Origin of the sequence: Psychrobacter jeotgali (assembly GCF_904846315.1) — a bacterium.
Classification (GTDB): Bacteria; Pseudomonadota; Gammaproteobacteria; order Pseudomonadales; family Moraxellaceae; genus Psychrobacter; species Psychrobacter jeotgali.
Genome location: NZ_CAJHAF010000001.1, coordinates 379,331 through 402,120, shown reverse-complemented (window position 1 = coordinate 402,120; position 22,790 = coordinate 379,331). Strand labels below are relative to the sequence as shown.

17 protein-coding genes are annotated in these 22,790 nt (G+C 43.2%); 8 read left to right on the top strand and 9 right to left on the bottom strand.

Annotated features, from left to right (window positions below):
• Positions 1 to 78: 78 nt before the first annotated feature.
• Both JMX18_RS01645 and JMX18_RS01640 read right to left on the bottom strand, forming a co-directional pair.
• Complete coding sequence (locus JMX18_RS01645) at positions 79 to 612, bottom strand: fimbrial protein (RefSeq protein WP_201583082.1); 534 nt, start codon at positions 610 to 612, stop codon at positions 79 to 81.
• Positions 613 to 1,274: 662 nt separating this feature from the next.
• The gene (locus JMX18_RS01640; RefSeq protein WP_201583080.1) at positions 1,275 to 2,525 is read right to left on the bottom strand and encodes an LD-carboxypeptidase; all 1,251 of its coding nucleotides are present in this window, start codon (positions 2,523 to 2,525) and stop codon (positions 1,275 to 1,277) included.
• 297 nt (positions 2,526 to 2,822) lie between these two features.
• On the opposite strand from JMX18_RS01640, the gene JMX18_RS01635 reads away from it, so the two are divergent.
• Positions 2,823 to 3,242: a YkvA family protein gene (locus JMX18_RS01635; protein WP_201583078.1), complete on the top strand. Its 420-nt coding sequence runs from the start codon at positions 2,823 to 2,825 to the stop codon at positions 3,240 to 3,242.
• Between the two features lie 18 nt (positions 3,243 to 3,260).
• On the opposite strand, the gene JMX18_RS01630 is transcribed toward JMX18_RS01635, so the two are convergent.
• On the bottom strand, positions 3,261 to 3,566 hold the full coding sequence (locus JMX18_RS01630) for a hypothetical protein (RefSeq protein ID WP_201583076.1): 306 nt from the start codon (positions 3,564 to 3,566) through the stop codon (positions 3,261 to 3,263).
• 291 nt (positions 3,567 to 3,857) lie between these two features.
• Positions 3,858 to 4,424 carry a hypothetical protein gene (locus tag JMX18_RS01625; protein WP_201583074.1) on the bottom strand — a complete coding sequence of 189 codons (567 nt, stop codon included), beginning with the start codon at positions 4,422 to 4,424 and terminating at the stop codon, positions 3,858 to 3,860.
• 286 nt (positions 4,425 to 4,710) lie between these two features.
• Between JMX18_RS01625 and dnaQ the strand changes: the two genes are divergently transcribed.
• The 7 genes from dnaQ (at position 4,711) to JMX18_RS01590 (ending at position 12,790) form a co-directional block, all read left to right on the top strand.
• Positions 4,711 to 6,351 carry a DNA polymerase III subunit epsilon gene (gene dnaQ / locus JMX18_RS01620; RefSeq protein ID WP_201583072.1) on the top strand — a complete coding sequence of 547 codons (1,641 nt, stop codon included), beginning with the start codon at positions 4,711 to 4,713 and terminating at the stop codon, positions 6,349 to 6,351.
• 92 nt (positions 6,352 to 6,443) lie between these two features.
• Positions 6,444 to 8,126: a hypothetical protein gene (locus JMX18_RS01615; protein ID WP_201583070.1), complete on the top strand. Its 1,683-nt coding sequence runs from the start codon at positions 6,444 to 6,446 to the stop codon at positions 8,124 to 8,126.
• Positions 8,127 to 8,208: 82 nt separating this feature from the next.
• The gene (nudC, locus tag JMX18_RS01610; RefSeq protein WP_201583068.1) at positions 8,209 to 9,222 is read left to right on the top strand and encodes an NAD(+) diphosphatase; all 1,014 of its coding nucleotides are present in this window, start codon (positions 8,209 to 8,211) and stop codon (positions 9,220 to 9,222) included.
• Between the two features lie 178 nt (positions 9,223 to 9,400).
• Positions 9,401 to 10,243: an RnfABCDGE type electron transport complex subunit B gene (locus JMX18_RS01605; protein WP_201588173.1), complete on the top strand. Its 843-nt coding sequence runs from the start codon at positions 9,401 to 9,403 to the stop codon at positions 10,241 to 10,243.
• A 38-nt stretch (positions 10,244 to 10,281) separates the two neighbouring features.
• A complete protein-coding gene (nth, locus tag JMX18_RS01600) occupies positions 10,282 to 10,977 on the top strand; it encodes an endonuclease III (RefSeq protein WP_201583067.1) in 696 nt (231 codons plus the stop codon).
• Between the two features lie 244 nt (positions 10,978 to 11,221).
• Entirely contained in the window at positions 11,222 to 12,388 is a 1,167-nt protein-coding gene (metK, locus tag JMX18_RS01595) for a methionine adenosyltransferase (RefSeq protein ID WP_201583066.1), read from the top strand.
• A 33-nt stretch (positions 12,389 to 12,421) separates the two neighbouring features.
• A complete protein-coding gene (locus tag JMX18_RS01590; RefSeq protein WP_201583065.1) occupies positions 12,422 to 12,790 on the top strand; it encodes a DUF3144 domain-containing protein in 369 nt (122 codons plus the stop codon).
• A 140-nt stretch (positions 12,791 to 12,930) separates the two neighbouring features.
• Here JMX18_RS01590 and JMX18_RS01585 read toward each other — a convergent pair whose 3' ends face one another.
• The 5 genes from JMX18_RS01585 to clpB form a co-directional block, all read right to left on the bottom strand.
• Positions 12,931 to 14,589: a BCCT family transporter gene (locus JMX18_RS01585; RefSeq protein ID WP_201583064.1), complete on the bottom strand. Its 1,659-nt coding sequence runs from the start codon at positions 14,587 to 14,589 to the stop codon at positions 12,931 to 12,933.
• Positions 14,590 to 14,812: 223 nt separating this feature from the next.
• Positions 14,813 to 16,441: a BCCT family transporter gene (locus JMX18_RS01580; RefSeq protein WP_201583063.1), complete on the bottom strand. Its 1,629-nt coding sequence runs from the start codon at positions 16,439 to 16,441 to the stop codon at positions 14,813 to 14,815.
• 217 nt (positions 16,442 to 16,658) lie between these two features.
• Positions 16,659 to 18,308, bottom strand: a complete 1,650-nt coding sequence (locus JMX18_RS01575; RefSeq protein WP_201583061.1) for a BCCT family transporter — start codon at positions 18,306 to 18,308, stop codon at positions 16,659 to 16,661.
• Between the two features lie 166 nt (positions 18,309 to 18,474).
• A complete protein-coding gene (locus JMX18_RS01570) occupies positions 18,475 to 19,782 on the bottom strand; it encodes a PQQ-dependent sugar dehydrogenase (RefSeq protein WP_201583059.1) in 1,308 nt (435 codons plus the stop codon).
• A gap of 169 nt (positions 19,783 to 19,951) precedes the next feature.
• Positions 19,952 to 22,549: an ATP-dependent chaperone ClpB gene (clpB, locus tag JMX18_RS01565; RefSeq protein WP_201583057.1), complete on the bottom strand. Its 2,598-nt coding sequence runs from the start codon at positions 22,547 to 22,549 to the stop codon at positions 19,952 to 19,954.
• Positions 22,550 to 22,790: the final 241 nt, after the last annotated feature.

Genomic DNA, 22,790 nt, shown 5'->3' with positions numbered 1-22,790 from the left:
AGGATTATCTCGACTTAAAAATTAAAAAAAAGAGCTAGGCCCAATACTTATCCTAGCTCCTATTAATCTAAGATAAGATTACTGGTAAATAATTGTATATTTTACAGAGGTTGCCACATTACCAGGTGTTGAAGCGCCTGTAGCATAGTATTCAGCATAGTAGTTAAGATCAGCCGAACCAGCAGCAGCCACGTCTACCCATTGCGAGTTGGTTTGAGCGCCGCCAGCTCCTGCCGCTAAAACAGGAATAGCTTCGTTATTTGAACCCAATAGCTGTACTTGAACATTCTCAGCATTCCCGCCAGCAGTTGTATTATTTAAACGACCTGTATTGAAATCAACTGTTGAACCTGGCTCAAAATAAGTGGCCACTGAGCCCTCTGAACATTCAGTTAGGCTAATAGTAAAAGGTGTACGTCCAGCAACATCACCAGCAGCTTTCAGAACTTGCTGAGAAACTGTAGGCAGAGTTACTGTAAAATCCTTACCTTGTCCCGCATTAATTGTACAAGTTTTATCTGTAACCATACCGTTAATTGTGATCGTGCCATCAGCAGCAAATACACTTGAAGTTGCTAAAACGGTTAGAACTGCTAAAGAAATTTTCTTCATTTTTATTACCTTAAAAAATATATTTGTAACCTTGTTTCGGTCGGGCAATTATAGCTTGGTTATAAAAAAAGTAAACATTGATTTATAACAGCCATTATTTTTCATTCGTAAGTCATTGATATTTTTAGTATTATTATATATAAATAAAATTGAATATAAATAATAGGTTAAATTTAGCAGATAATTGTTTACTAATTTATAGTAGCATTAAGACCGTTAATACCCTAGAAAATACCGCCCATACTTATTATGGTTGACAAATTTAAAATATTGTGAGTGACTAAAAATACCTTTTAGCAGCAAATTAAATGGTGAGCTCGTTGATTAGTTTAATACTTAGTTTAGAGGATTTTATCAAGGAGTAGTTTATAATCCACTTTTATATCAGCTTGACTAAGATAGAGCTCGACTTTTTAATAACCTATCAAATCATCAAGGTTTTATAAGATAAACTAAAAAATAATTTTAAAATCTAAAGGGTTACCTTGCTAATTATCAAGGTATGATGACACAGCGCCATAGTGATGGCGCAAATTTGAGTTTTGGTGCGCAAGCTTATCTTCCCTTTGGAAGCTTCAAATATTTTAGCTTGGGATGAAAATGTCAATCTGGTAAAAAAGCTTGAAAGCCGAGGCTATCTGTTTTATCTTCATGCTGAACTATTACCATAGCCCTTCAGCATGGATAGTATGCGCTTCTATAGTAGGATAGTTTGCAAAGGTTAGTTGGTATCCCCCAATAGTATTTGGCGTTATCTCACACTGGGCGCCTAATGGGAAACTGTGTTTTTGATTGATATGACCAAAGCTCATCCCGTTATAAATAGGCAAGCCTGTGAGCTTATGTAATTGGCGAATCACCGTGGCCACATCATAGCGAGCATCGTAGCCGTCTTCACCGGTCGCTGATATGGCTCCGAAGACAATAGCTTGTTGATTCTTGAACACCTCCGCTAAATACAGATCATATAGCATGCGCTCAACTCGATAGGGCTGCTCGCCGACATCTTCTAAGAACACAATACCGCCATCGATACGAGGTAAATACTTACTGCCCGCTAGAGCCGATACCACACTCAAATTGCCACCCCAAATCGTCCCATTTAAAGTTTGAGTGTTATCACTATCACTGGCTAAAATCGTTGGTAACTGCTTGCTAGTCAGATTGGCATTTTGCACCTCAATGCTTAGGTTTGGGTTAATAAGGGCTTCTACAAATTGCTGGCAACTTACTTTATCAGGATTAGCTTTGCCAAATTCACTATAGAGCATCGGGGCGGCAAGTGAGCTCATTTTTCCTTGAGCCAGTAACGCGCATTGAATAGCGGTCACATCGCTAAAACCAGTCAATATAGTGCCCCGCTCTGCCATAATACGGCCCAAAGTCAGCCAGTCAACTGCGGGTAATAAACGCATGGCGCCATATCCTCCACGCACCGCCATCAGCAGTTTAGGCATGGCTATGGCACCCGTGGCTAGGTTTTGTAGATCACTGACACGCTGGGCATCAGTGCCAGCAAAGCGCAAATACTGGCGTTCGGTAATAGTTGGGTTTTGCACTTTAAATCCGGCGCAAGCTAAGCGCTCTAAAGCCAATTGATTACGGTTATTATTACTACCTACATTAGAGCTGGCAAACAAACGTGTCTCAATACTAGGAATTATACATCTGCTTTGGAGTTCATTAGACTCAGATAGCGGTTTGTTATCTATTAACGATAGAGGCAGATCATCTTTAGTCAGCTGTGAACGAGCATCATTTTGCTCAATCGTATCGGTATTAACTAAAGTATCCGCCATACCTTGACTATGAACAACACTGAGTGCTGCCCCTATCCCCATTTTGGTTAAAAACTTGCGGCGGTTAAGTGGGTTCAGAGTCGGCGGGGCTGATGATTGAGACGATGACGACATATTATTTATTACCTTTGAAATCTTATATGAAAACTAACGCTTAAAAGCTGGCTTTTAAATGTCTATAACTAAAACCTATCCATGAATTATTACAAACAACACTTAATAGTATTTAATAAAGAGAGTTTTGTTAAAAAGTAGCGTTAAAAGGGTATACCATTGAAGTATTCTTATTAAAAATGCGGATTACTATAAACAACAATTAGCTAAACAACCCTGTTTGGCGTTGGCGGTTATGCTTGCTATAGTGTAATTATAAATGTAGTCCTATTACTGCTGTTAAATGAGGAGAAGGTTTTGAGTGCTAAAGACAACTATGATAATGAAGACCTTGATGAAGTCCTTGATACCGATTTAGAGTATATTATCAATGAAGAGGAGAAGCTCAAAGAGAAACTACAAGATAGCAGCTACCTTGAGCGCTTTGCTAAAGATTTGGTGCTGTTTTTGAGTTTAGCCAAAGATTATTATCAAGGCAACTATACTGACATCCCTTATAGAAGCATGTCCGCTGTCGTCGTCGCCTTGTTATATATCCTCAACCCTATCGATATCATTCCAGACTTTATCCCTTTTATCGGCTACATCGATGACGCTATAGTGCTGACCTTTTGCTTAAAGTTAGCCGAAAAGGATTTGCAAAAGTATCAAATATGGAAACTACGTCAGTCCACCCCTAAGTCTAAGAATACGACTGATCTTAATAAAAAAGCTTAAAAGTCACGGTGACATTTCTTAATCCGGTATGTCGTAACGTGCCTTTTCTGGATTGAGTCCAAATGAATAAACAAAAGTGGCAACCAAGCTATTTACTATAATAAAAGGGATATCAATATGGACATGACCGAGTACATAACGTCCAAGCAGCCATGAAACCATCAACATAATAATAAAGAACCCACCTAAGTAGCCCAAAATAGCTGGATGCTTCAAGTTATAAGGCTGCTCAGGCTCGGGCTGTTTGTCGAGCACATAGATACGTATCGCCCAACCCGCTGCATAAGACAATCCACCCAATACTACATAACCCAAAAAATTCATATTATTTAACTCTATCTCTTAACGATCACTACTATATTGTATAGTCAATCCCAAATAAAACTGACATATTTAGCCACGTACTACTGAGTGGTAAGCCTTTTAAAGTGACTCAGCTATAAGCATTATTTTAGCTATAGTCAGGTCAATATAAAAAAGATACAGCTAGACTGGGACGAATTTTGCGCAGCCTCTGGCTGCAACGACACAGCACGCAAGTGAAATTTGTTCCAGTCTAGCGCTATAGTTTAGTGTATTTATTTAATTTGGCATCAACTATAGCAAAGCCTGCTATCAACTCTCTTGATTCACATTATCAATAACTATATTGGCATGAGGATTGGCCAATATATCGGTATTAACCTCGTCACAATCTACGCGATAAATGGTGTTTGCGCCTTTATAAATATAAGATAAATACTCGCTATCTAATAGCGGATCAATATTGGCATACACCGGCTTGACGTGCGCCATCACTAGCACTCGATCAGGACGCGCAATCACCGCATCGACATTATCAGGATCAATGGAGAAAAACTCAGGTAGGGTTGACTTGTCGAGCACTTCCAAAGCCTCTGGATCATCCCATACGCGATTGGCATTTGCAGGCTCTTTCATCTGCATTACCCAAGCACCCGCTTGCTGACTGACCTTGATTTGGGCAGGCTCAGTCATACTAACGGTATAGCAACCCTCAAATACGGAGACATCTGCCGCAGCGGCGTTGTCAGCCGTGCTATTATCAATAGCGGTACTGCTATTATTACAGCCTGCCAGCAATAAAGCACTAGCTGTAAGCCCAATCAATAGCTTATTGGATATATTATTTGCGCTGCTAAGCCTATCTAGACGCCTGAACATAATGAGATTATCCTATTTAAAAGGGATGAAGCAGACCCGAAACAGCTTAAACTAAAATCAGCTGCCTCTATGGCGCTTATTTTAGCAGAAAGCAAACGGCTGCCGTGCTGATATTTAGCTTTATCTTTTTTGGTGCTATTGATTTATATAGCCAAGTTACTTAAAAAAACTAACGCTACTACAATGAATTTTGCGTCTACAGACTCCCCCATGTTAGTCATGGATTTGTTATAATCAAGCCCTGTGCAATTAAATGATCAATTACTATTAAATCCAATGAGTTTATATGTCAGATAACGTTACCGATCCTATGGCCGCCAAGAAAAACACCACCATTGCCTATACTGATGGTGCTTGTAAAGGTAATCCAGGCGCTGGCGGTTGGGGCGCTCATCTTATATTCAGCGATGGTCATACTCAAGACCTTTATGGCGGTGAAGCCGAGACTACCAATAACCGCATGGAGTTAATGGGCGCTATACAAGCGCTACAGCATAGCTCGCCTGAGGTTACGCTGGAGATTTGGACCGACTCAAGCTATGTCAAAAACGGTATCACTGACTGGATTGAAGGTTGGAAAAAACGCGGCTGGAAGACCGCAAGTAAAAAGCCAGTAGCCAACCAAGATCTCTGGCAACAGCTCGATGAGTTATGCCAAGGCCGTAAAGTAGATTGGCACTGGGTAAAAGGTCACGCTGGTCATGCGGGTAACGAAAAAGCGGACGAGCTGGCCAATCTGGGCGTCACATCGAGTAGCGCCTCAAATAATGCGACTTTATCAAAAGATAATAATGATCTAATGGCTAAAAAAAAACCGCATCTAACCTCGAATGATGACTTGCCTGCTGCTGAAGCGGTTGATAATGACTGGTTATTCAGTGACCCTTTAGGTCTTGATGCCTTCGATAATGAGCTGGATGATGAGCTCGATGATGGTTTGTTAGCCGAAAATGCTATAAATGAGCGCTTGTTAGATAGCGCCGTAATAGATACTATTGATAGCAGTAGAAATAATAATAGTACAAATGCTAACCCTCATAATAGCAGCCCTCCAATAGCGTCACGAAGTAGCGATAATATGGCCATAAATAATTCTGTAGAAAACTCATTAATAAATGACGCAGCGATAGACAGCGATACTGCAGTCGACGCTCCAAAGTTCGATGGCGATACCAGTCGGGCCAACCCCCATTTTCAGCCACTATTGCCTCAACCTATTCATAAAAATGAAGCCAATCGGCAACTGATTATGGATACTGAAACCACAGGACTTGATGCGCTTAAAGGCGACCGTATCATTGAAGTGGGTATCGTCGAGCTGATCGGACGTAAGTTCACTGGGGAGAAACTGCACGTCTATATCAATCCGCAGCGCGGTATGGACGAGGAAGTTATCCGTATTCATGGTATCTCTGAAGCCTTTTTAGCCGACAAGCCCACCTTTGATCAGGTCGCTCAGTCGCTATATGACTTTATGGATGGCGCTGAGATCATCGCTCACAATGCTACGTTCGATATGAACTTTTTATCTATGGAGTTTGGCAAAGTGGGGATGACTGACTTTGCTCAGCGAGTCAAAGTCACCGACTCACTAGCGATGGCAAAACAGCAATATCCGGGGCAAAAAAACACTCTTGATGCCTTGGTACGTCGATTAGACGTAGGTAAGCAAGACCGGACCTTTCACGGCGCTTTACTTGACTCAGAGATTTTAGCTGAAGTCTATTTGGCAATGACCGGTGGACAGGTGGCATTAGCGATTGAAGAAGACGTACAAACAGAGGGTGGTCAGACCGCTCATGCTAACTTTGCTGAGCTGGCCTCATTACTGCTAGCATCCAAAGCCGATCGCAGTGCCAATGAGCAATGGTTTACTAGCTTAGCGGATGACTATCCTGACATTACCGCCAAGCTCTCAGATTGGTAATTCAGACTATTAGTATATTTTAAGCGCGCTCTAAATTTCAGCAGACCTTTACCGATAACCGTTAATCATCAGTCTTTTATGGAAAAATAGCTATGAGCCAATCTGAGCAAACCACCTTCTCTGCCCCAACCTTTAGTATTACTAATCTTGATCTACCGTCGCTGCATTTATTACACGACGAGATTATGGCGACCCTCAAAGATACGGAAGCTCATCTACGTAGATTCAACGATGATCATACCCAGTCACTGCTATTGTTAGACTCCATCGAGGTATTACAACAGCTATCGGCTATCTTTGAAGTTATTGCCTTAAAAGGGGGCAAGATTTTGAGTAGTGCCATTGCTCAGGGATTACAGCAGCTTTATAACTCTGCTGATAATAACGATGCGGCGCTGATTATGGATCTATCAGAAGCTATTATGATCCTAGATCGTTATGTTGAATTTGTGCTGCTAACTGAGATGGTCGAACCTACTTTATTACTGCCTATTATTAATAAATTAAGAGAGCATAGTGAGCAAGAAAATATAGCGGCAGATTATTTTACTAATTTTGATAGTAGCAGCATTAGTATTGCCAATCCTGAACATAACTTTCAGCCATTAACTGAGCTTAGCGTTGATCGCGACTTGCTCACTCAGGCTTATCGCAGTGGGCTAGTCGTGGCTTTAACCAATAAAGGTGGATCAGTAAATGCAGAAGAACAGCGCAAGCTGGCGGCAATGAGTGCCGCTTGTGCGCTGATCGCCGCTCACAGCAATCGCTTATTTTGGCAAGCAGCCTCAGCGGCGCTGACCGATATTGCATCAGCCCTACCTTTAAGCTCAAAACAAAAGCATACACTCATTTATTTAGAGCAGCAGTTCTGTAGCTATCTGCCAGTGATGGATACTAGGTTTGCAGATTTGGTTAGCTTTGCTTGCCAGCGTGATAATCAGCAGGCACAAGTATTACGCGAGCAATATAAGCTCAATCAACTAGAGTCCTCACAGTATAAACAAAGCAAACGGTTTTTGATGGGTCCTAACCGAGAAGTCGCTGATACTTTAAAAGACTTAATTCAGCAGCAAATTAACACCATCAAAGACAATGTAGATAGCTACGCACGTGGTGACTTGATAAACACCGCTACTATGCAAGCTGCTCAAATAGCAGCTGACTTAATCTCGTTAAGCTCAGCTTTTAAGTTATTATGCTTAAATGATGCGGCAGTTTTGTTAAAAGAAGCGGCCCATGCGGTTGCCCAGTGGCAAACGCCAACCTCTGATGACTTTGATCACTTATTATTGGCGTTAGTAGGTGCAGAAAATGCGACTATAAAAATGGCGGAAATGCATACCCCAGGAGCCATCAACCTACCTCTTCATAACCAGAACATCTCATTGCACCAGCTCAATAGCGCCTACGACATTTTAATCCAAGAAAGTCGTACCGCTATCGCTAGTGCGGAGCAGGCTATTAATGATTACTTGGTAGATGACAGCCGTGAACCGTTAAATCTAGAGAATATTCCTACTATGATGCGTCAAGTAGCTGGTGCCATGCATTTTTTACACCTGCCTTTGCCAGCCAGCTTATTTAACCAACTGGCAACTAATGTAGAACAGCGCCTAGCGAATGATCGTGGTATTGCCGATGATATGCTCGCTCATATAGCGGATACTATGATGGCGGTGGACTATCAGCTCAATGGTTTTGAGAGCAACCATCCCGTCAATAAGCGCTCATTAGAGATAGGTCAACGCGGTCTCAATCGTTTACTTGCTGCCTAAGGGCCATTTTTAATTTTTATCGTATAATGAAGCTTTGCGATATGAATTCAATCAACACTTTTATACTTTCCGGATTTTAGCAATGTCTAGCGCTTTTGTACTACACGGCGATACTATTTTGTGTCGTCAAACCAATGATGGCTGGTGGCCCTATCAAGTTTCGCTACCTGCTCTTGATCCACCTTTGTATAACACCAACGCTGATTCGGGTGCTATAAAGAGCAGTGACCATAATCAACGCTATCAAATTGGTCGAGTAACGTTATTAGCAAGCTTAGCGCCAAAGCACTGGATAAATGAGAGTAAAGATAATAAGTTAAAGGTAGAGCAAGACCAGCGCTTAGATGCACCAGCTACCTTTGCCATCACTTCTGACTACGCCCTAGCGCACCATATTGCTATACCTGAAGTTAGGGAAGCAAATGTAATAAGCTCTGCAGATAGTGTGGGTTCTCAGTTTAGCCAGTTTGAATTTATAAGTTATCGACAGCTGATTGTTGTGCTACCCGTCGCTATTGCGGATCAATTGAGTCAGGCCATACAATTACTGCGATGGCAAGCTGATACCCAGTTTTGTAGTCGCTGTAGCAGTCCTGTTGATCATGCAAAGCTTGGTGAACGGGCGATGGTATGCCCTGCCTGCCAACTGCGTCAATATCCTCGGGTACAGCCTTGTATTATCACCGCTATTACTCGTCCTAATCCTACTACTGGTGAGACCCAAATTCTATTGGCGCAGCATCATCGGCATGGGCAGAAAATTCGACCCTTACAATACGGATTACTGGCAGGCTTTGTAGAGGTGGGTGAGAGTTTGGAGCATGCGGTGGTACGTGAAGTTGAAGAAGAGGTTGGTATCACCCTAAAAGATATCCGCTATGTGAGCAGTCAGCCTTGGCCGTTCCCTTCTAACCTAATGCTAGGATTTAGAGCCGCGTACAGTAGCGGCGATATCGTTTGGCAAGAGTCTGAGCTGTCTCATGCTGCCTTCTTTGACCTCTCAAATCTGCCGAAGATACCGCCAAAAGGCAGTATTGCGCATGAACTTATCGCCCAAATTATTCAAGAGCAAAAGGATAAAAAGGCTGGCCTGTAATAGTTGATTATCCTTCTATAGTAGACTATTAATGACTAACCTTTATGAATGCAGCTAATGCTCATACTATTATTACTTTAAAAGCACTCTTGAAAAACACGCTTTTGCTTTAAAAATCAGGATAAATACTTTAGATTTTATGACAGACTTCATACCCAGTCACGATATTGATATGACGATGCATAGCCATGAGAGTCGTGCTACTCCTACGCGCCTTACTGAATTGCCTATTTTATTTGATGCATTAGCTCTAAATAGGCAACCTACTGCAACTCAAGTAAAAATTGCACAGGTTGATGCTTGCCTACCGCAAACTCAGTGTGGACTTTGCGAACACCCCGATGGCTGTCTGCCCTATGCTACCGCTATCGTGGTCGAGGGCGAAGCTTATAACAAATGCGTCCCTGGCGGTCAGCCAGTTACCGATGCTATTTATCAAATTCTCACTACTAAAGAAAAATCACCGCTGTCTGCAGCACCCTCACAGTGGTCTACAGACCCTGTAACCAAACGTCCGCAAGAAGTAAGAGCTATTATCCGTGAAGAGGACTGTATTGGCTGTACCAAATGCATTCCCGCCTGCCCTGTAGACGCTATCGTCGGTACCGGCAAACATATGCATACTATTTTTACCGACTTATGTACAGGCTGTGAGTTATGTATCGCTCCCTGCCCCGTCGATTGTATTGATTTGCTACCTATTGAGCGCCAAATAACCACTACTGAGCGTGAGCAAGAGCAAACTGATCTGCGTCAACGTTATCATACGCATCTTAAGCGGGTCACCAAGCAGCTGACTGATAGTAGCAACACTAAGCCGGTGGTCAGTATGGTTGAGGCCAAGCTCAATAACGCCGCCTCTCAAACTTTGGATATTAGCGAACAGCAAGCTAAAGATACCATTGCCGCTGCCAGATTACGTAGCAAAATTAAAAAACTAGAGAAGCAGCTAAGCGTACGTCCCAATGCTAACAAACAAGTGGAGCTAGAATCCTTACAAGCCGAGCTGGCGCAGCTTTGAGAGTCGAATATTAAAGAATAATTTGAAGAACTTATGCTATGAGTAAAACGGTCAAACACAAAACAGCTGATACCCCGCCCTCACGGCGGATGCCCAATCGTCAGGTACGCCCATTCTTTGAAAAACTAGCGGCGACCATCAAAGAGCCGGTCACTGAGCTCAATTATGAAAGTAATTTTGAGCTGCTCATTGCGGTGATTTTATCTGCTCAAGCGACTGATGTCAGTGTCAATATTGCTACCCAGCAGCTTTATCCCGTAGCTAATACGCCTGAAGCAATCTTGGCTTTAGGCGAGGAAGGGCTAAAGTCTTATATCAAAAATATTGGCTTATATAACGCTAAAGCCAAAAATGTGATTAAAACCTGTCGTGATCTTATTGAGAAGTTTGATAGTCAAGTGCCTGATAACCGTAAAGATTTAGAGTCGCTGGCTGGGGTTGGACGAAAAACCGCTAACGTGGTGTTAAATACCGCTTTTGGGCAGCCGACTATGGCAGTCGATACTCATATCTTTCGAGTCGGTAATCGTACTGGGCTGGCTACTGGCAAAAATGTCCGTCTCGTCGAGCAAAAGCTGGTTGAGCGCATTCCAGAGGATTTGATACTGGATGCGCATCATTACCTAATTCTACACGGGCGCTATACTTGTCAGGCACGAACGCCTAAATGCGGTGCTTGTCCAGTATATGAAGAGTGTATGTTCAAGGATAAAGCCAAGTTTTTGGAGTTGTAGAGGCGCACATACTTCTCAGTACTATCCAGCGCTAGAGTTTTGCCGCAATTCACGGTAAGATATGCTCACTTTTTAACTCTTATTTTTACAAAAAAGACCTAACTCTCAACCAAGTTTTGCGTAAGTTAAATCTGGGTGAAAGATCCCCATAAAATTAAGCTGTTGAGAGTCAGGTAACAACCTCTAATAATGACTGCATTGTCGATTACATTAATCACAATCCCTGCAATTAAGCGATCCCACTATGCGTGAATATAGTTTATTTACCTCCGAATCTGTCAGCGAAGGCCATCCCGATAAAATGGCCGATCAAATCTCCGATGCCATTCTTGATGCCATCCTACGTGAAGACCTGCATGCGCGCGTCGCCTGCGAAACCTTAGTCAAGACTGGCGCAGTCATACTGGCGGGCGAAGTCTCGACTACGGCCAATATCGACCTTGAGCGTATCGTACGTGATACCGTCAATGGCATTGGCTATCATCATTCAGACTTAGGATTTGACGGTGAGACTTGTGCAGTAATCAATATGCTAGGTAAGCAATCACCTGAAATTGCTCAGGGGGTCGATCGTAGTAGCCCTGAGGAGCAAGGCGCAGGCGATCAGGGCTTAATGTTTGGCTATGCTAGTAACGAGACTGAGGTGCTGATGCCAGCCCCTATTGAATTTGCCCATCGCTTGATGGAGCGTCAGTCTGAGCTACGCCGTGCAGGTGAGCTACCGTGGCTACGCCCCGATGCCAAAGCCCAAGTCACCCTAAAATATGAAGGTAACCGTCCTGCTGCCATTGATGCAGTGGTGCTCTCAACCCAGCACGATCCTAGCATCTCGCAAAAAGATCTCCAAGAAGCGGTAATGGAAAACATTATCAAGCAGGTACTGCCCGCAGATCTATTGCATGCTGGAACACGTTATCATATTAACCCCACAGGCAAGTTCGTTATCGGCGGCCCCGTTGGTGATGCAGGCCTTACCGGTCGCAAAATCATCGTTGACACTTATGGGGGCATGGCCCGTCATGGCGGCGGTGCCTTTAGCGGTAAAGACCCTTCAAAAGTGGATCGTAGCGCCGCTTATGCCGTTCGTTATGTCGCCAAAAACATCGTTGCCGCTGGACTAGCAGAGCGCTGTGAAGTACAAGTGAGCTATGCTATCGGCGTTGCTGAACCTACTTCTATCTCGGTTAATACTTTTGGTACCAGTAAAATCAGTAATGAGAAAATCATTAGCTTGATTCGCACCCATTTTGATCTTCGTCCTTACGGTATCACACGGATGTTAAACCTATTACAACCTATGTACCAGCAGACTGCTACCTTTGGCCATTTTGGACGTGAAGGCTCTGAAACCGCATTTACTTGGGAAAAAACCGATAAAGCTGAAATATTAAAAGCGGATGCAGGTTTATAGTCTTACCTTTAAATAATTAAATAGGAGTACTCTATGTCTACAGATAATGCACCTGAAAACCAAGCGAATGATAATGCTGAGGCAGCGGTTGAAATCACCCCTGAAATGCAGGCGTTTTATCAGCGTGCTGATGCTATCATCGAACTTGCCAATAGTCAGCTAGGACCAGATGCGCATTCAGGTCAGGTCGGGGCTTCGTTACTGTACGCCGCCGCCCGTTACAGTGCTTCGGTAGCTTCCATTGGCTTTGTGAAAGGCGATGATTTCGCTAAAGAAAAAGACGATATTATTGAATTTTATGTTAAACAATACCGCCAGATGCTTAACGATAACTTGACGGACTATGCGCAGAACTTTGATAAGTACGTACAGATTAACAAAGACGATCAAGCGACTGAGTAAACTTTTTCTTTAACTATCTTCTCTAACCGGCCTTTGAGCTTATCTTCAAAATTACAGCCTTTAGATCGAAAAACCCCAGCTTATGACTAAGCTGGGGTTTTTATTATCACAATATATTTTAATGATTGAAAAGCTACTCTCTACTCTTCAACTTTTACCACAATTTCGGGCGGTCCTTTGAGCAACTCTTCATCAGCAAACTGATTTGCGGAGTTATGTTCAGCTGATTCTTCAGTGATAAACCACTGCTGCTGACGATATAGAATCAGATGATCTCGGCTCAAGCCCCGTAGTAATGAATACATCATCACTAATATCACCACCGCAAACGGTAGACCTGAGACGATAGAGGCTGCTTGCAAGGCGCTCAAACCACCAGCTGCAAGTAGTACTGCCGCGATAACGCCTTCAGTACCTGCCCAGAATAAACGCTGAATCTTTGGTGGATCTGTATCACCACCTGAGGTCAGCATATCAATCACAAAACTGGCTGAATCTGATGAGGTTACAAACCACAATACGATCATCAGTACAATCAGTAAATTCACAGCGGCAGTAAAAGGATAAGTTTCCATTAGCTTAAAGATAGCACTACCGGTATCGGCGCTAACCGCTTCAACTAGCCCAGGGCTGGCGATACTAGGATCAAGAACCGATAACAGCTCCATATGAACCGCTGAACCGCCAAAAGCAGTAAACCATAAGAATAAAATCGCTACTGGGATTAGTAGCACCCCTAGGGTAAATTCACGGATAGTACGGCCACGGGAGATACGAGCGACAAACACCCCAACAAACGGCGACCAGCTAATCCACCAAGCCCAATAGAAAATCGTCCATGATGCCTGCCAGTTCTCTTGACCCTCATAAGACTCAGTCCAGAAGCCTAGAGGTATAACTTGATGCAGATAATTACCGATATTCTCAATAAAGCTGTTAAAGATAAACTGGGTAGGCCCTAATATAATCACAAAGCTCAAGAGCACAATGGTCAAAAAGATATTGATATCACTTAAACGCTTAATACCTTTATCCAGTCCTAAGAATAGCGACATGCCCGCTAGTATGGTAATAACAATGATTAAGATAATCTGTACGCTAATGTTATTAGGAATACCGAACAAGCTCTCAAGACCAGAGTTGATTTGCAACACCCCAAGACCTAAGGTGGTGACCACCCCGAACATAGTGCCAAATACCGCTAAAGTATCAACGGTGTGACCCCAGCCGCCGTATATCTTTTTACCTAATAAAGGATAGAGCGTGGAGCGGATAGCTAATGGCAGACCACGGCGATAATGGAAATACGCTAATGCCAAAGCTACCATGCCGTAAAGTGCCCATACATGGAAACCATAATGCAAGAAGGAGATATTCATCGCCAGCTTAGCAGACTCTACGGTCTCTCCGGCCCCTAGCGGCGGCGCCATATAGTGATAAAGCGGCTCCGCTGTACCCCAATATAACAGTCCAATACCAATACCTGCCGAAAACAGCATACCAATCCAAGAAATCAGATTGTACTCAGGCTTTTCTGTCTGATGACCTAGCCTGATATCGCCATAGCGGCTAAATATCATGTAGATGCTCATCAACACGGTGGCATTAATTACTAGAATGAAGAACCAACCAAAACGCAGAGATACAAACTCCTTGGCCTGACCAAAAACGATTTCTGCTTGCGCATTAAATAGCGCCCCAAAAATAATAAACGCCAGAATTAAAATCGTTGAGGTCAAAAATACCGGTTTACTTACCCGCGGAAAAGGGCCCACTCTACCAACTTTAACGTGATCCATAGACTTTCCTAAAACAAAATAGCGTAACCATATCAAGGTATTATCAATTTATCAAATCAATATGCTCCTGACTATTGTTGAAATATAAAAAATTACAAAAGTTTTAGCATGTTTTTTGACAAACTGACTTAATTTAAAAGCTCCAGTTTACTAGTAAACTGGAGCTTGGATTGAGTAATATTATTGATGATATCTTTAATACTGTGGCTTGAGTTTGTTTAGATCAATCACCTTTGGCAATCTCAGGAGGCCCTTTTAGTAAGCTTTCATCAACGAACTCATTAGCGGTATTATGCTCTACTGATTCATCGGTAATGAAGCGCTGTTCGGCACGGTACAATATCAACCTATCACGGCTAAAGCCTCGCATCATCGCGTATATCATAACGAATACAACAATAGCAAAGGGAAATCCTGCCACAATTGCTGCTGCTTGCAAGGCTCCTAAACCACCGGCTGCTAACAGGATGGCAGCAACGAAACCTTGGGTAATAGCCCAGAATAAACGCTGAATCTTCGGTGGATTAGTGTCGCCACCTGAAGTCAACATATCGATGACGAAGCTCGCTGAGTCTGACGAAGTTACAAACCACAATACAATCATGATAACGATCAACATCGTAGTGGCTTTAGTAAACGGATAAAACTCCATCAGTTTAAAGATAGCACTACCATAATCGTTCTGTACGACTTCAATAAATCCAGGATTACCAATCAATTCCATATTTACCGCTACACCGCCAAAGGTGGTGAACCAGAAAAATAGAATAATCATAGGTATAAATAGCACACCCAACAAAAACTCACGAATCGTACGACCACGGCTAATACGGGCAATAAAAACCCCTACAAATGGTGACCAGCTGATCCACCATGCCCAATAGAATATCGTCCATGACGCTTGCCAATCCGTTTTACTATAAGCTTCATTCCAAAAACCCAATTGCACAATATTTTGTAGATAGTTACCGGTGTTTTCAACCAAACTATCCATAATATACTGGGTAGGGCCCATGATAAAGGCAAAGCCTAATAGCAAAAACGTCAGCAGAATATTAATATCACTTAAACGTTTGATACCTTTATCCAGCCCCATGAGTAGCGAGCCACAAGCTAGCATAGTAATAAAAGCAATCAAAATGACTTGCATGGTGACGGTATTAGGCAAACCAAATAGACCCTCAAGTCCTGAGTTGATCTGTAAAACCCCAAAACCTAAAGTGGTTACCACCCCAAACATCGTACCAAATACCGCTAATGTATCGACGGTATGACCCCATTTACCATAGATCTTTTGACCTAATATAGGGTATAAACTGGAGCGAATGGAAAGCGGTAAACCACGGCGGAAGTGAAAGTAAGCTAATGACAAAGCCACAATGGCATAAATGGCCCAAGCATGTATTCCATAATGTAAGAAGGAGATATTCATAGCTTGCTTGGCGGCTTCTACAGTCTCTGCATCACCAAGCGGCGGCGCCATAAAGTGATAAACAGGTTCAGCCGTACCCCAATACATGATACCAATACCAATACCGGCTGAGAACAACATCCCAATCCAAGAGGGTAAGCTATATTGTGGAGTTTCAGTCTGATGACCTAAACGAATATCACCGTATCTACTAAATATTAAATACAAACATGACACCACGGCCACATTCATCAAGATAATAAATAGCCAGCCAAAGCGCTTAGTAATAAACGCTTGTGCGTCACTAAACACAGTATTTGCTAATTCTTGGAATAAGGCACCGAAGATGATAAAACCAACAATTAGCACTACTGAGGCAATAAACACAGGTTTATTTACCCTTGGAAAAGGCCCTAAGCGGCCAATTTTGAGTTTACTCATTATATTATCCGATATCTGAGGGGCTGTTACCTTAACAAGATGTTACCCGATTATCAATTTAATATGTCTCAGTTTAAATAAAAGTTAACAGTATAGAGTTATTCATCGATTTAAGTTATCACTTAAGCTGATATCCATTTCTAAAAATTATTAAAAAAGCCCCATTCATTATGAATGGGGCTTTGATTCAATCTATGATATTAGGATACGCCTTAGCTTAATCCCCTTTGACAATCTTTGGTGGCCCCTTTAACAGATGCTCGTCAACGAACTCATCAGCCGAGTTGTGATCAGCAGACTCTTCAGTAATAAAGTGCTGCTTAGCTCGATATAGAATCAAGCGATCTCGACTCAGTCCGCGCAAAAGTGCGTACATCATCACAAATATTACTAGTGCAAAAGGTAGTCCTGCGACAATGGCAGCAGCTTGTAGCGCTGATAAACCACCAGCTGCCAATAAGATAGCGGCAATTAATCCCTGCATGATCGCCCAAAATAGACGCTGAATCTTAGGCGGGTTGGTATCGCCGCCAGCGGTTAGCATATCGATGACGAAGCTAGCGGAGTCCGATGAAGTCACAAACCACAGCACAATCATTACTACAATTAGCAAAGTAATGGCTTGGGTAAAGGGGTAATATTCAACCAGTTTAAAGATAGCGCTACCGGTGTCTGCTCGTACCGCCTCAACCAGCCCTGGACTTGCCAGCTCAGGACTCATACTGGCCAGTAGCTCCATATTGATAGCAGAACCGCCAAAGGTAGTGAACCAGAAAAACAGAATGGTCATTGGAATGAGCAGCACCCCAAGGGTAAACTCACGAATAGTACGACCACGACTGATACGGGCAATAAACACTCCGACAAATGGCGACCAACTAACCCACCACGCCCAGTAAAATATCGTCCAAGCGCCTTGCCAATCGGTATTACTATAAGACTCACCCCATGAGGACAAAGGTACAATGGCCGCTAGATAGTTCCCCATATTCTCAATAAAACTATCAAAGATAAACAATGTCGGTCCTAAAATGACCATAAAAGCTAATAACACCCCGGTAAAGCCCATATTGATGTCACTTAAGCGTTTAATGCCTTTATCAAGACCGAGCATCAGTGAACCACAAGCTAGTGCGGTTACAAAAGCAATGATAGCAAACTGCACCAACACCGTATTGGGTATACCAAATAAATTCTCCAGACCTGAGTTGATCTGCATCACCCCAAGTCCTAGCGAGGTCACTACCCCAAACATCGTACCGAATACCGCCAAGATATCGACAGTATGCCCCCATTTACCATAGATCCTTTGACCTAATATAGGATACAGGGTCGAACGGATAGAGAGTGGTAAACCGCGGCGGAAATGAAAGTAAGCCAATGATAGAGCAACTATGGTATAAATGGCCCAAGCATGGAGCCCCCAATGCAGAAAAGAGAAGTTCATAGCTTGTTTAGCGGCTTCTACGGTCTCTCCCTCACCCAGTGGTGGCGCCATAAAATGATATAAAGGCTCAGCCGTTCCCCAATATACTAACCCAATACCAATGCCGGCTGAGAACAACATTGCAATCCATGAGAACAAAGGGTACTGCGGTTGTTCGGTCTGCTTCCCTAAACGAATATCGCCATAACGACTCATTGCTAGATAAATACAGAAAACTAGTGCAATGTTCACTAAGATGATAAATAGCCAGCCAAAATTCTTGGTAATAAAGCTTTGCAGAAACTCAAAAAGTGCTCCTGCGGTTTCGGTGAAAAATGCCCCAAAAATAATGAAACCAACGATCAGAATGCCCGACGTAATAAAAACGGGTTTATTTACCCTAGGAAAAGGGCCTAATCTACCTACTTTCACATCATTCATGTATAAAATCTCATAATTTAAGGTAGCGCTACCTTAACAAACTAACCATTTTTTATCAATTGGCTACAGCGTTATAATCCTTAGTGATACTATGGTTATATTAATATATAAGATCAAGGCTAAGAATTGCTTAGGCTATCTACACTCATTCAGGGATTAATTGCACTTACTCAGGCACTAGCTGCAATAACCGAGCATCTTTACCGTCTTCTAGTAGCCAAACCTGCCCATCAATGGCTAATACACTGCGAATACGGGCACCCATATCATAGCGATAGCGCTCTGCTGCACTGCCGTCTTCATTGATACTGACTACGACTAATGCTTGAGACGACAGACCGCTTAGCAGCGCATCTCCTTGCCATGCTGGAAAGTCATTATGGCTGCCAGCAGTATAGATGTTTATAAAAGAAGGCGATATTACGGGTGTCCAAGTAATCTTGGGCGCTTCAAACTCAGGACGGGTATCATGATCAGGGATATCAGTGCCAGAATAGTTACGCCCGTTAGAGACTATAGGCCAACCATAATTATTACCTTTTTTAATTAAATTGAACTCATCACCGCCTCTAGGCCCCATCTCAATCGCCCAAAGTCTATCAGCATTATCAAAGGTCATACCCAGCACATTACGATGGCCTACGCTCCAAAACTGGGACTTGATATCATCAGCGCGCGTATAGAATGGATTATCATTAGGAATAGAACCATCTGGATACAGGCGAATGATTTTACCTAAGTTGACATCCATATCTTGGGCTGGATCTTTTTGTTGGCGGTCGCCCGAGCTGATATACAGATAACGGCCATCAGGTGAAAATAGCAAGCGATGACTATAGTGCCCTTGACCTCCGTACTTTTTATTCTGCTGCCAAATAGGCGTGATAGCTTGTAGCGTGGGCGTAGCGGTATCTAAGCCTGAGAGCTTAGCCTCAACGACTTTGGCCCCATATTTATTGCGCTCACTTGCGGTACCAGCCTCAACGTAGCTTAGGTATATAGAGCCGCTAGTGGCAAAATCTGGTGCTAAGATAATATCTCCTAAGCCCCCTTGCCCGCCATAGCCAACTTTAGGAACACCCTTAATAGGGGTTTTAGCTGCTGTGACGGTGTCCACGATAAATAACTCGCCGGTTTTTTGGGTGACTAGCAGCTTTAACGGCTCATTACTCTCTTTGGGTAAGGCGGTCATCGCCCACGGCTCATTGAAACTAGCGATAGCCTTGCTCATAAAAGCCGGCTTAACATTAGTTGCCTGCTTAGACTCAGCATTATAAGCGGCGTTAGCCTCATCAGCAGACTCAGACTGATAAACAGCGTCAGCCGTTTCAGTTGATACACTCTGAGTGTCGGTTACATTATCGTCAGTTGATGGTGTTGAGGGACTAGAACAAGCGGACGCACTAAACAGTAAGGCGATAATAGATAACGCCAAAATCGACGGTGCGGGTTTTCCTTCATTATTATTTATCATAGTATTCATCCTTTGACTTGCTTATAAGCTATAACTTATATAAACAATATAATCAGCCTAGTGTCAAGCTTAGAGCTTACTACCTTATTATGATTACCAATTAAAAAGCCCCTTACCTACTAGTGTAGATAAGGGGCTTTATTTTTAACAGACTATTAATAATAGACGATTAGCTCATTCTAAGCTTATCGAAAGTAAGGTTGTCATTGGCATCAATATCAACTTTAATGATATCGCCTGCGACAAAATCACCAGCCAGTAATTTAAGAGACAGTGGGTTTTCAATCTGTTGCTGAATAGCACGTTTCAGTGGACGCGCACCATAAACCGGATCATAACCTACGGCTACTAGCTTGTTCAACGCATCATGTGACAGCTCAATATCAAGCTCACGCTCTTGTAGACGCTGACGTAAACGCTGAATTTGAATATCAGCAATACCCGCCATCTGCGACATACCCAGCGGATGGAAGACTACAATCTCATCAATACGGTTGACGAACTCGGGGCGGAAATGCTGTCCGACCGAATCCATAACCTCAGCTTTGATATCCTCATAGCTCTCGCCAACCATCTCTTGAATCTTATGCGAGCCTAAGTTACTGGTCATCACGATAACGGTATTTTTAAAGTCAACCACCCGGCCTTGCGAGTCGGTCAGACGACCTTCATCCAATACTTGTAACAAGATATTGAACACATCAGGATGCGCTTTTTCGACTTCGTCAAACAAGATAACGCTATAAGGCTTACGGCGTACCGCTTCGGTCAGGGTGCCGCCTTCTTCGTAACCAACATAGCCTGGAGGCGCACCGACCAAGCGGCTGACACTATGCTTCTCCATATATTCGCTCATATCGATACGAACGATCGCATCCTCAGAGTCAAACAAAAAGTTCGCCAATGACTTGGTCAATTCGGTCTTACCGACACCGGTAGGCCCTAAGAATAAGAACGAACCAGAAGGACGATTGGGGTCAGACAAACCAGCACGGCTACGGCGTACGGCGTTCGCAACCGCTTCAACCGCTTCGTCTTGACCGATGACGCGCTCATGGAGCTTGTCCTCCATTGCTAGCATTTTATCACGCTCGCCCTGCATCATCTTGCTCACGGGAATACCGGTAGCAGCAGCAACCACTTCAGCGATCTCATTGTCCGTGACTTTATTACGCAGCAATTTTACACCAATATTTGCACCTGTCTGCTCTTTTTGCTCAGCCAGATCCGACTCATGAATACGGCGCTCAAGCTGCGGAATAGTCTCGTACTGTAGCTTACTCATAGTCTCATAGTCACCTTCACGGCTGGCTTTATCATAAGCGATACGGGCTTTATCCAGCTCGTCTTTGAGCTGCTGACTGCCTTTGACCAAGGCTTTTTCAGCTTGCCAGACTTCGTTGAGATCTGCATATTCTTTTTCCAGCTCTTCAATCTGCTCATCAAGCACTTTACGCTCGGCTTGAGCGCCGGCATCTTCTTCATTCTTAAGGACTTCACGCTGCATTTTCAGCTGAATAAGACGGCTATCAAGCTTACCTAAAGCTTCAGGCTTACTATCCATCTCCATCCGTAGACGGCTCGCCGCCTCATCAACCAAGTCAATGGCTTTGTCCGGCAGTTTACGATCGGTAATATAACGATGGCTCATACGAGCAGCGGCAATAATCGCGCTGTCTTGGATATCGACACCGTGATGGAGCTCATAACGCTCTTTAAGACCACGAAGGATCGCAATGGTATCTTCAACAGAAGGTTCATCGACCAATACCTTTTGGAAGCGGCGCTCAAGCGCAGCATCTTTTTCGATATATTGACGATACTCATCAAGGGTGGTCGCTCCGACGCAGTGCAGCTCACCACGGGCAAGCGCAGGCTTTAACATATTACCCGCATCCATCGCGCCTTCAGATTTACCTGCACCAACCATGGTATGCAGCTCATCGATGAATAAAATGACGTTGCCTTCTTGCTTGGCTAAGTCACTTAGCACACCTTTCAGCCGCTCTTCAAACTCCCCGCGGAATTTTGCACCCGCAATCAAGGCACCTAAGTCTAACGACAGCACTTCTTTGTTGCGCAGTCCTTCAGGTACATCACCATTAATGATTTTCTGTGCCAAACCCTCTGCGATGGCGGTTTTACCGACACCGGGCTCACCAATCAGTACTGGGTTGTTTTTGGTACGGCGTGACAATACTTGAATGGTGCGGCGAATCTCTTCGTCACGCCCAATCACCGGGTCAAGTTTGCCCTTTTCTGCTTGCTCAGTTAAATTAATGGTATATTTATTGAGCGCATCACGCTGGTCTTCAGCGTTTTGATTGTCAACCACTTGATCACCGCGTAACTGTTCAATGACTGCTTTTAGCTGGCTAGCAGTCACACCTGCAGTCTCAAATATCTTTTTGGTCTCACCTTGTTCGGCCAGTGCCAACATCACCCATTCGGTAGCGATAAAATCATCGCCAGCCTTTTGAGCCTGACGATCCGCCAAGTTTAGTATTTTGACCGCATTGGGATTTAAGTTGACATCGCCTGTAGGCTCAGCAATAGTCGCTTGATTATCCAAAGCTTTGGCAACGCCATTTTTCAATGCGGGAATAGACGCCCCTGCTTGTTGGCAGATAGATAAATTAGACTCGTCTTGCAATAGCACGCTTAATAGATGTACCGGATCAATACCAGTATGATCGCGGCCCAAAGATAGACTTTGCGCTTCTTGAATAGCCGATTGCAGCTTTTGAGTGAATTTTTCAAACCTCATAATGTTATCCTTTAATAATTGATATAGAGCAGCGGGTTTTTATAGGTATTAGATCAAACCGCTTGCTGTTAGTTGTTATCTATATAGGGTAGATAGACTAAAATTTCAACTCAATATTTTTGGCTGTCAATGCTAAATAATGACTTCTTGGTGATAGTCTAATCAAATTAAGAAAACATTAAATTTACTAACGAAATACCAATACCCTACTGACAACAATGATATATTTCATAGTCGTTAA

What these genes read in the sequence shown, in the direction of transcription:
- JMX18_RS01590 (WP_201583065.1), top strand. Translation starts at nt 12,422, where the DNA reads ATGTCTACAGATAATGCACCTGAAAACCAAGCGAATGATAATGCTGAG.
- metK (WP_201583066.1), top strand. Translation starts at nt 11,222, where the DNA reads ATGCGTGAATATAGTTTATTTACCTCCGAATCTGTCAGCGAAGGCCAT.
- JMX18_RS01630 (WP_201583076.1), bottom strand. Translation starts at nt 3,566, where the DNA reads ATGAATTTTTTGGGTTATGTAGTATTGGGTGGATTGTCTTATGCAGCG.
- JMX18_RS01625 (WP_201583074.1), bottom strand. Translation starts at nt 4,424, where the DNA reads ATGTTCAGGCGTCTAGATAGGCTTAGCAGCGCAAATAATATATCCAAT.
- dnaQ (WP_201583072.1), top strand. Translation starts at nt 4,711, where the DNA reads ATGTCAGATAACGTTACCGATCCTATGGCCGCCAAGAAAAACACCACC.
- JMX18_RS01605 (WP_201588173.1), top strand. Translation starts at nt 9,401, where the DNA reads ATGCATAGCCATGAGAGTCGTGCTACTCCTACGCGCCTTACTGAATTG.
- clpB (WP_201583057.1), bottom strand. Translation starts at nt 22,549, where the DNA reads ATGAGGTTTGAAAAATTCACTCAAAAGCTGCAATCGGCTATTCAAGAA.
- nth (WP_201583067.1), top strand. Translation starts at nt 10,282, where the DNA reads ATGAGTAAAACGGTCAAACACAAAACAGCTGATACCCCGCCCTCACGG.
- JMX18_RS01640 (WP_201583080.1), bottom strand. Translation starts at nt 2,525, where the DNA reads ATGTCGTCATCGTCTCAATCATCAGCCCCGCCGACTCTGAACCCACTT.
- JMX18_RS01615 (WP_201583070.1), top strand. Translation starts at nt 6,444, where the DNA reads ATGAGCCAATCTGAGCAAACCACCTTCTCTGCCCCAACCTTTAGTATT.
- JMX18_RS01575 (WP_201583061.1), bottom strand. Translation starts at nt 18,308, where the DNA reads ATGAATGATGTGAAAGTAGGTAGATTAGGCCCTTTTCCTAGGGTAAAT.
- JMX18_RS01580 (WP_201583063.1), bottom strand. Translation starts at nt 16,441, where the DNA reads ATGAGTAAACTCAAAATTGGCCGCTTAGGGCCTTTTCCAAGGGTAAAT.
- JMX18_RS01570 (WP_201583059.1), bottom strand. Translation starts at nt 19,782, where the DNA reads ATGATAAATAATAATGAAGGAAAACCCGCACCGTCGATTTTGGCGTTA.
- JMX18_RS01585 (WP_201583064.1), bottom strand. Translation starts at nt 14,589, where the DNA reads ATGGATCACGTTAAAGTTGGTAGAGTGGGCCCTTTTCCGCGGGTAAGT.
- JMX18_RS01645 (WP_201583082.1), bottom strand. Translation starts at nt 612, where the DNA reads ATGAAGAAAATTTCTTTAGCAGTTCTAACCGTTTTAGCAACTTCAAGT.
- nudC (WP_201583068.1), top strand. Translation starts at nt 8,209, where the DNA reads ATGTCTAGCGCTTTTGTACTACACGGCGATACTATTTTGTGTCGTCAA.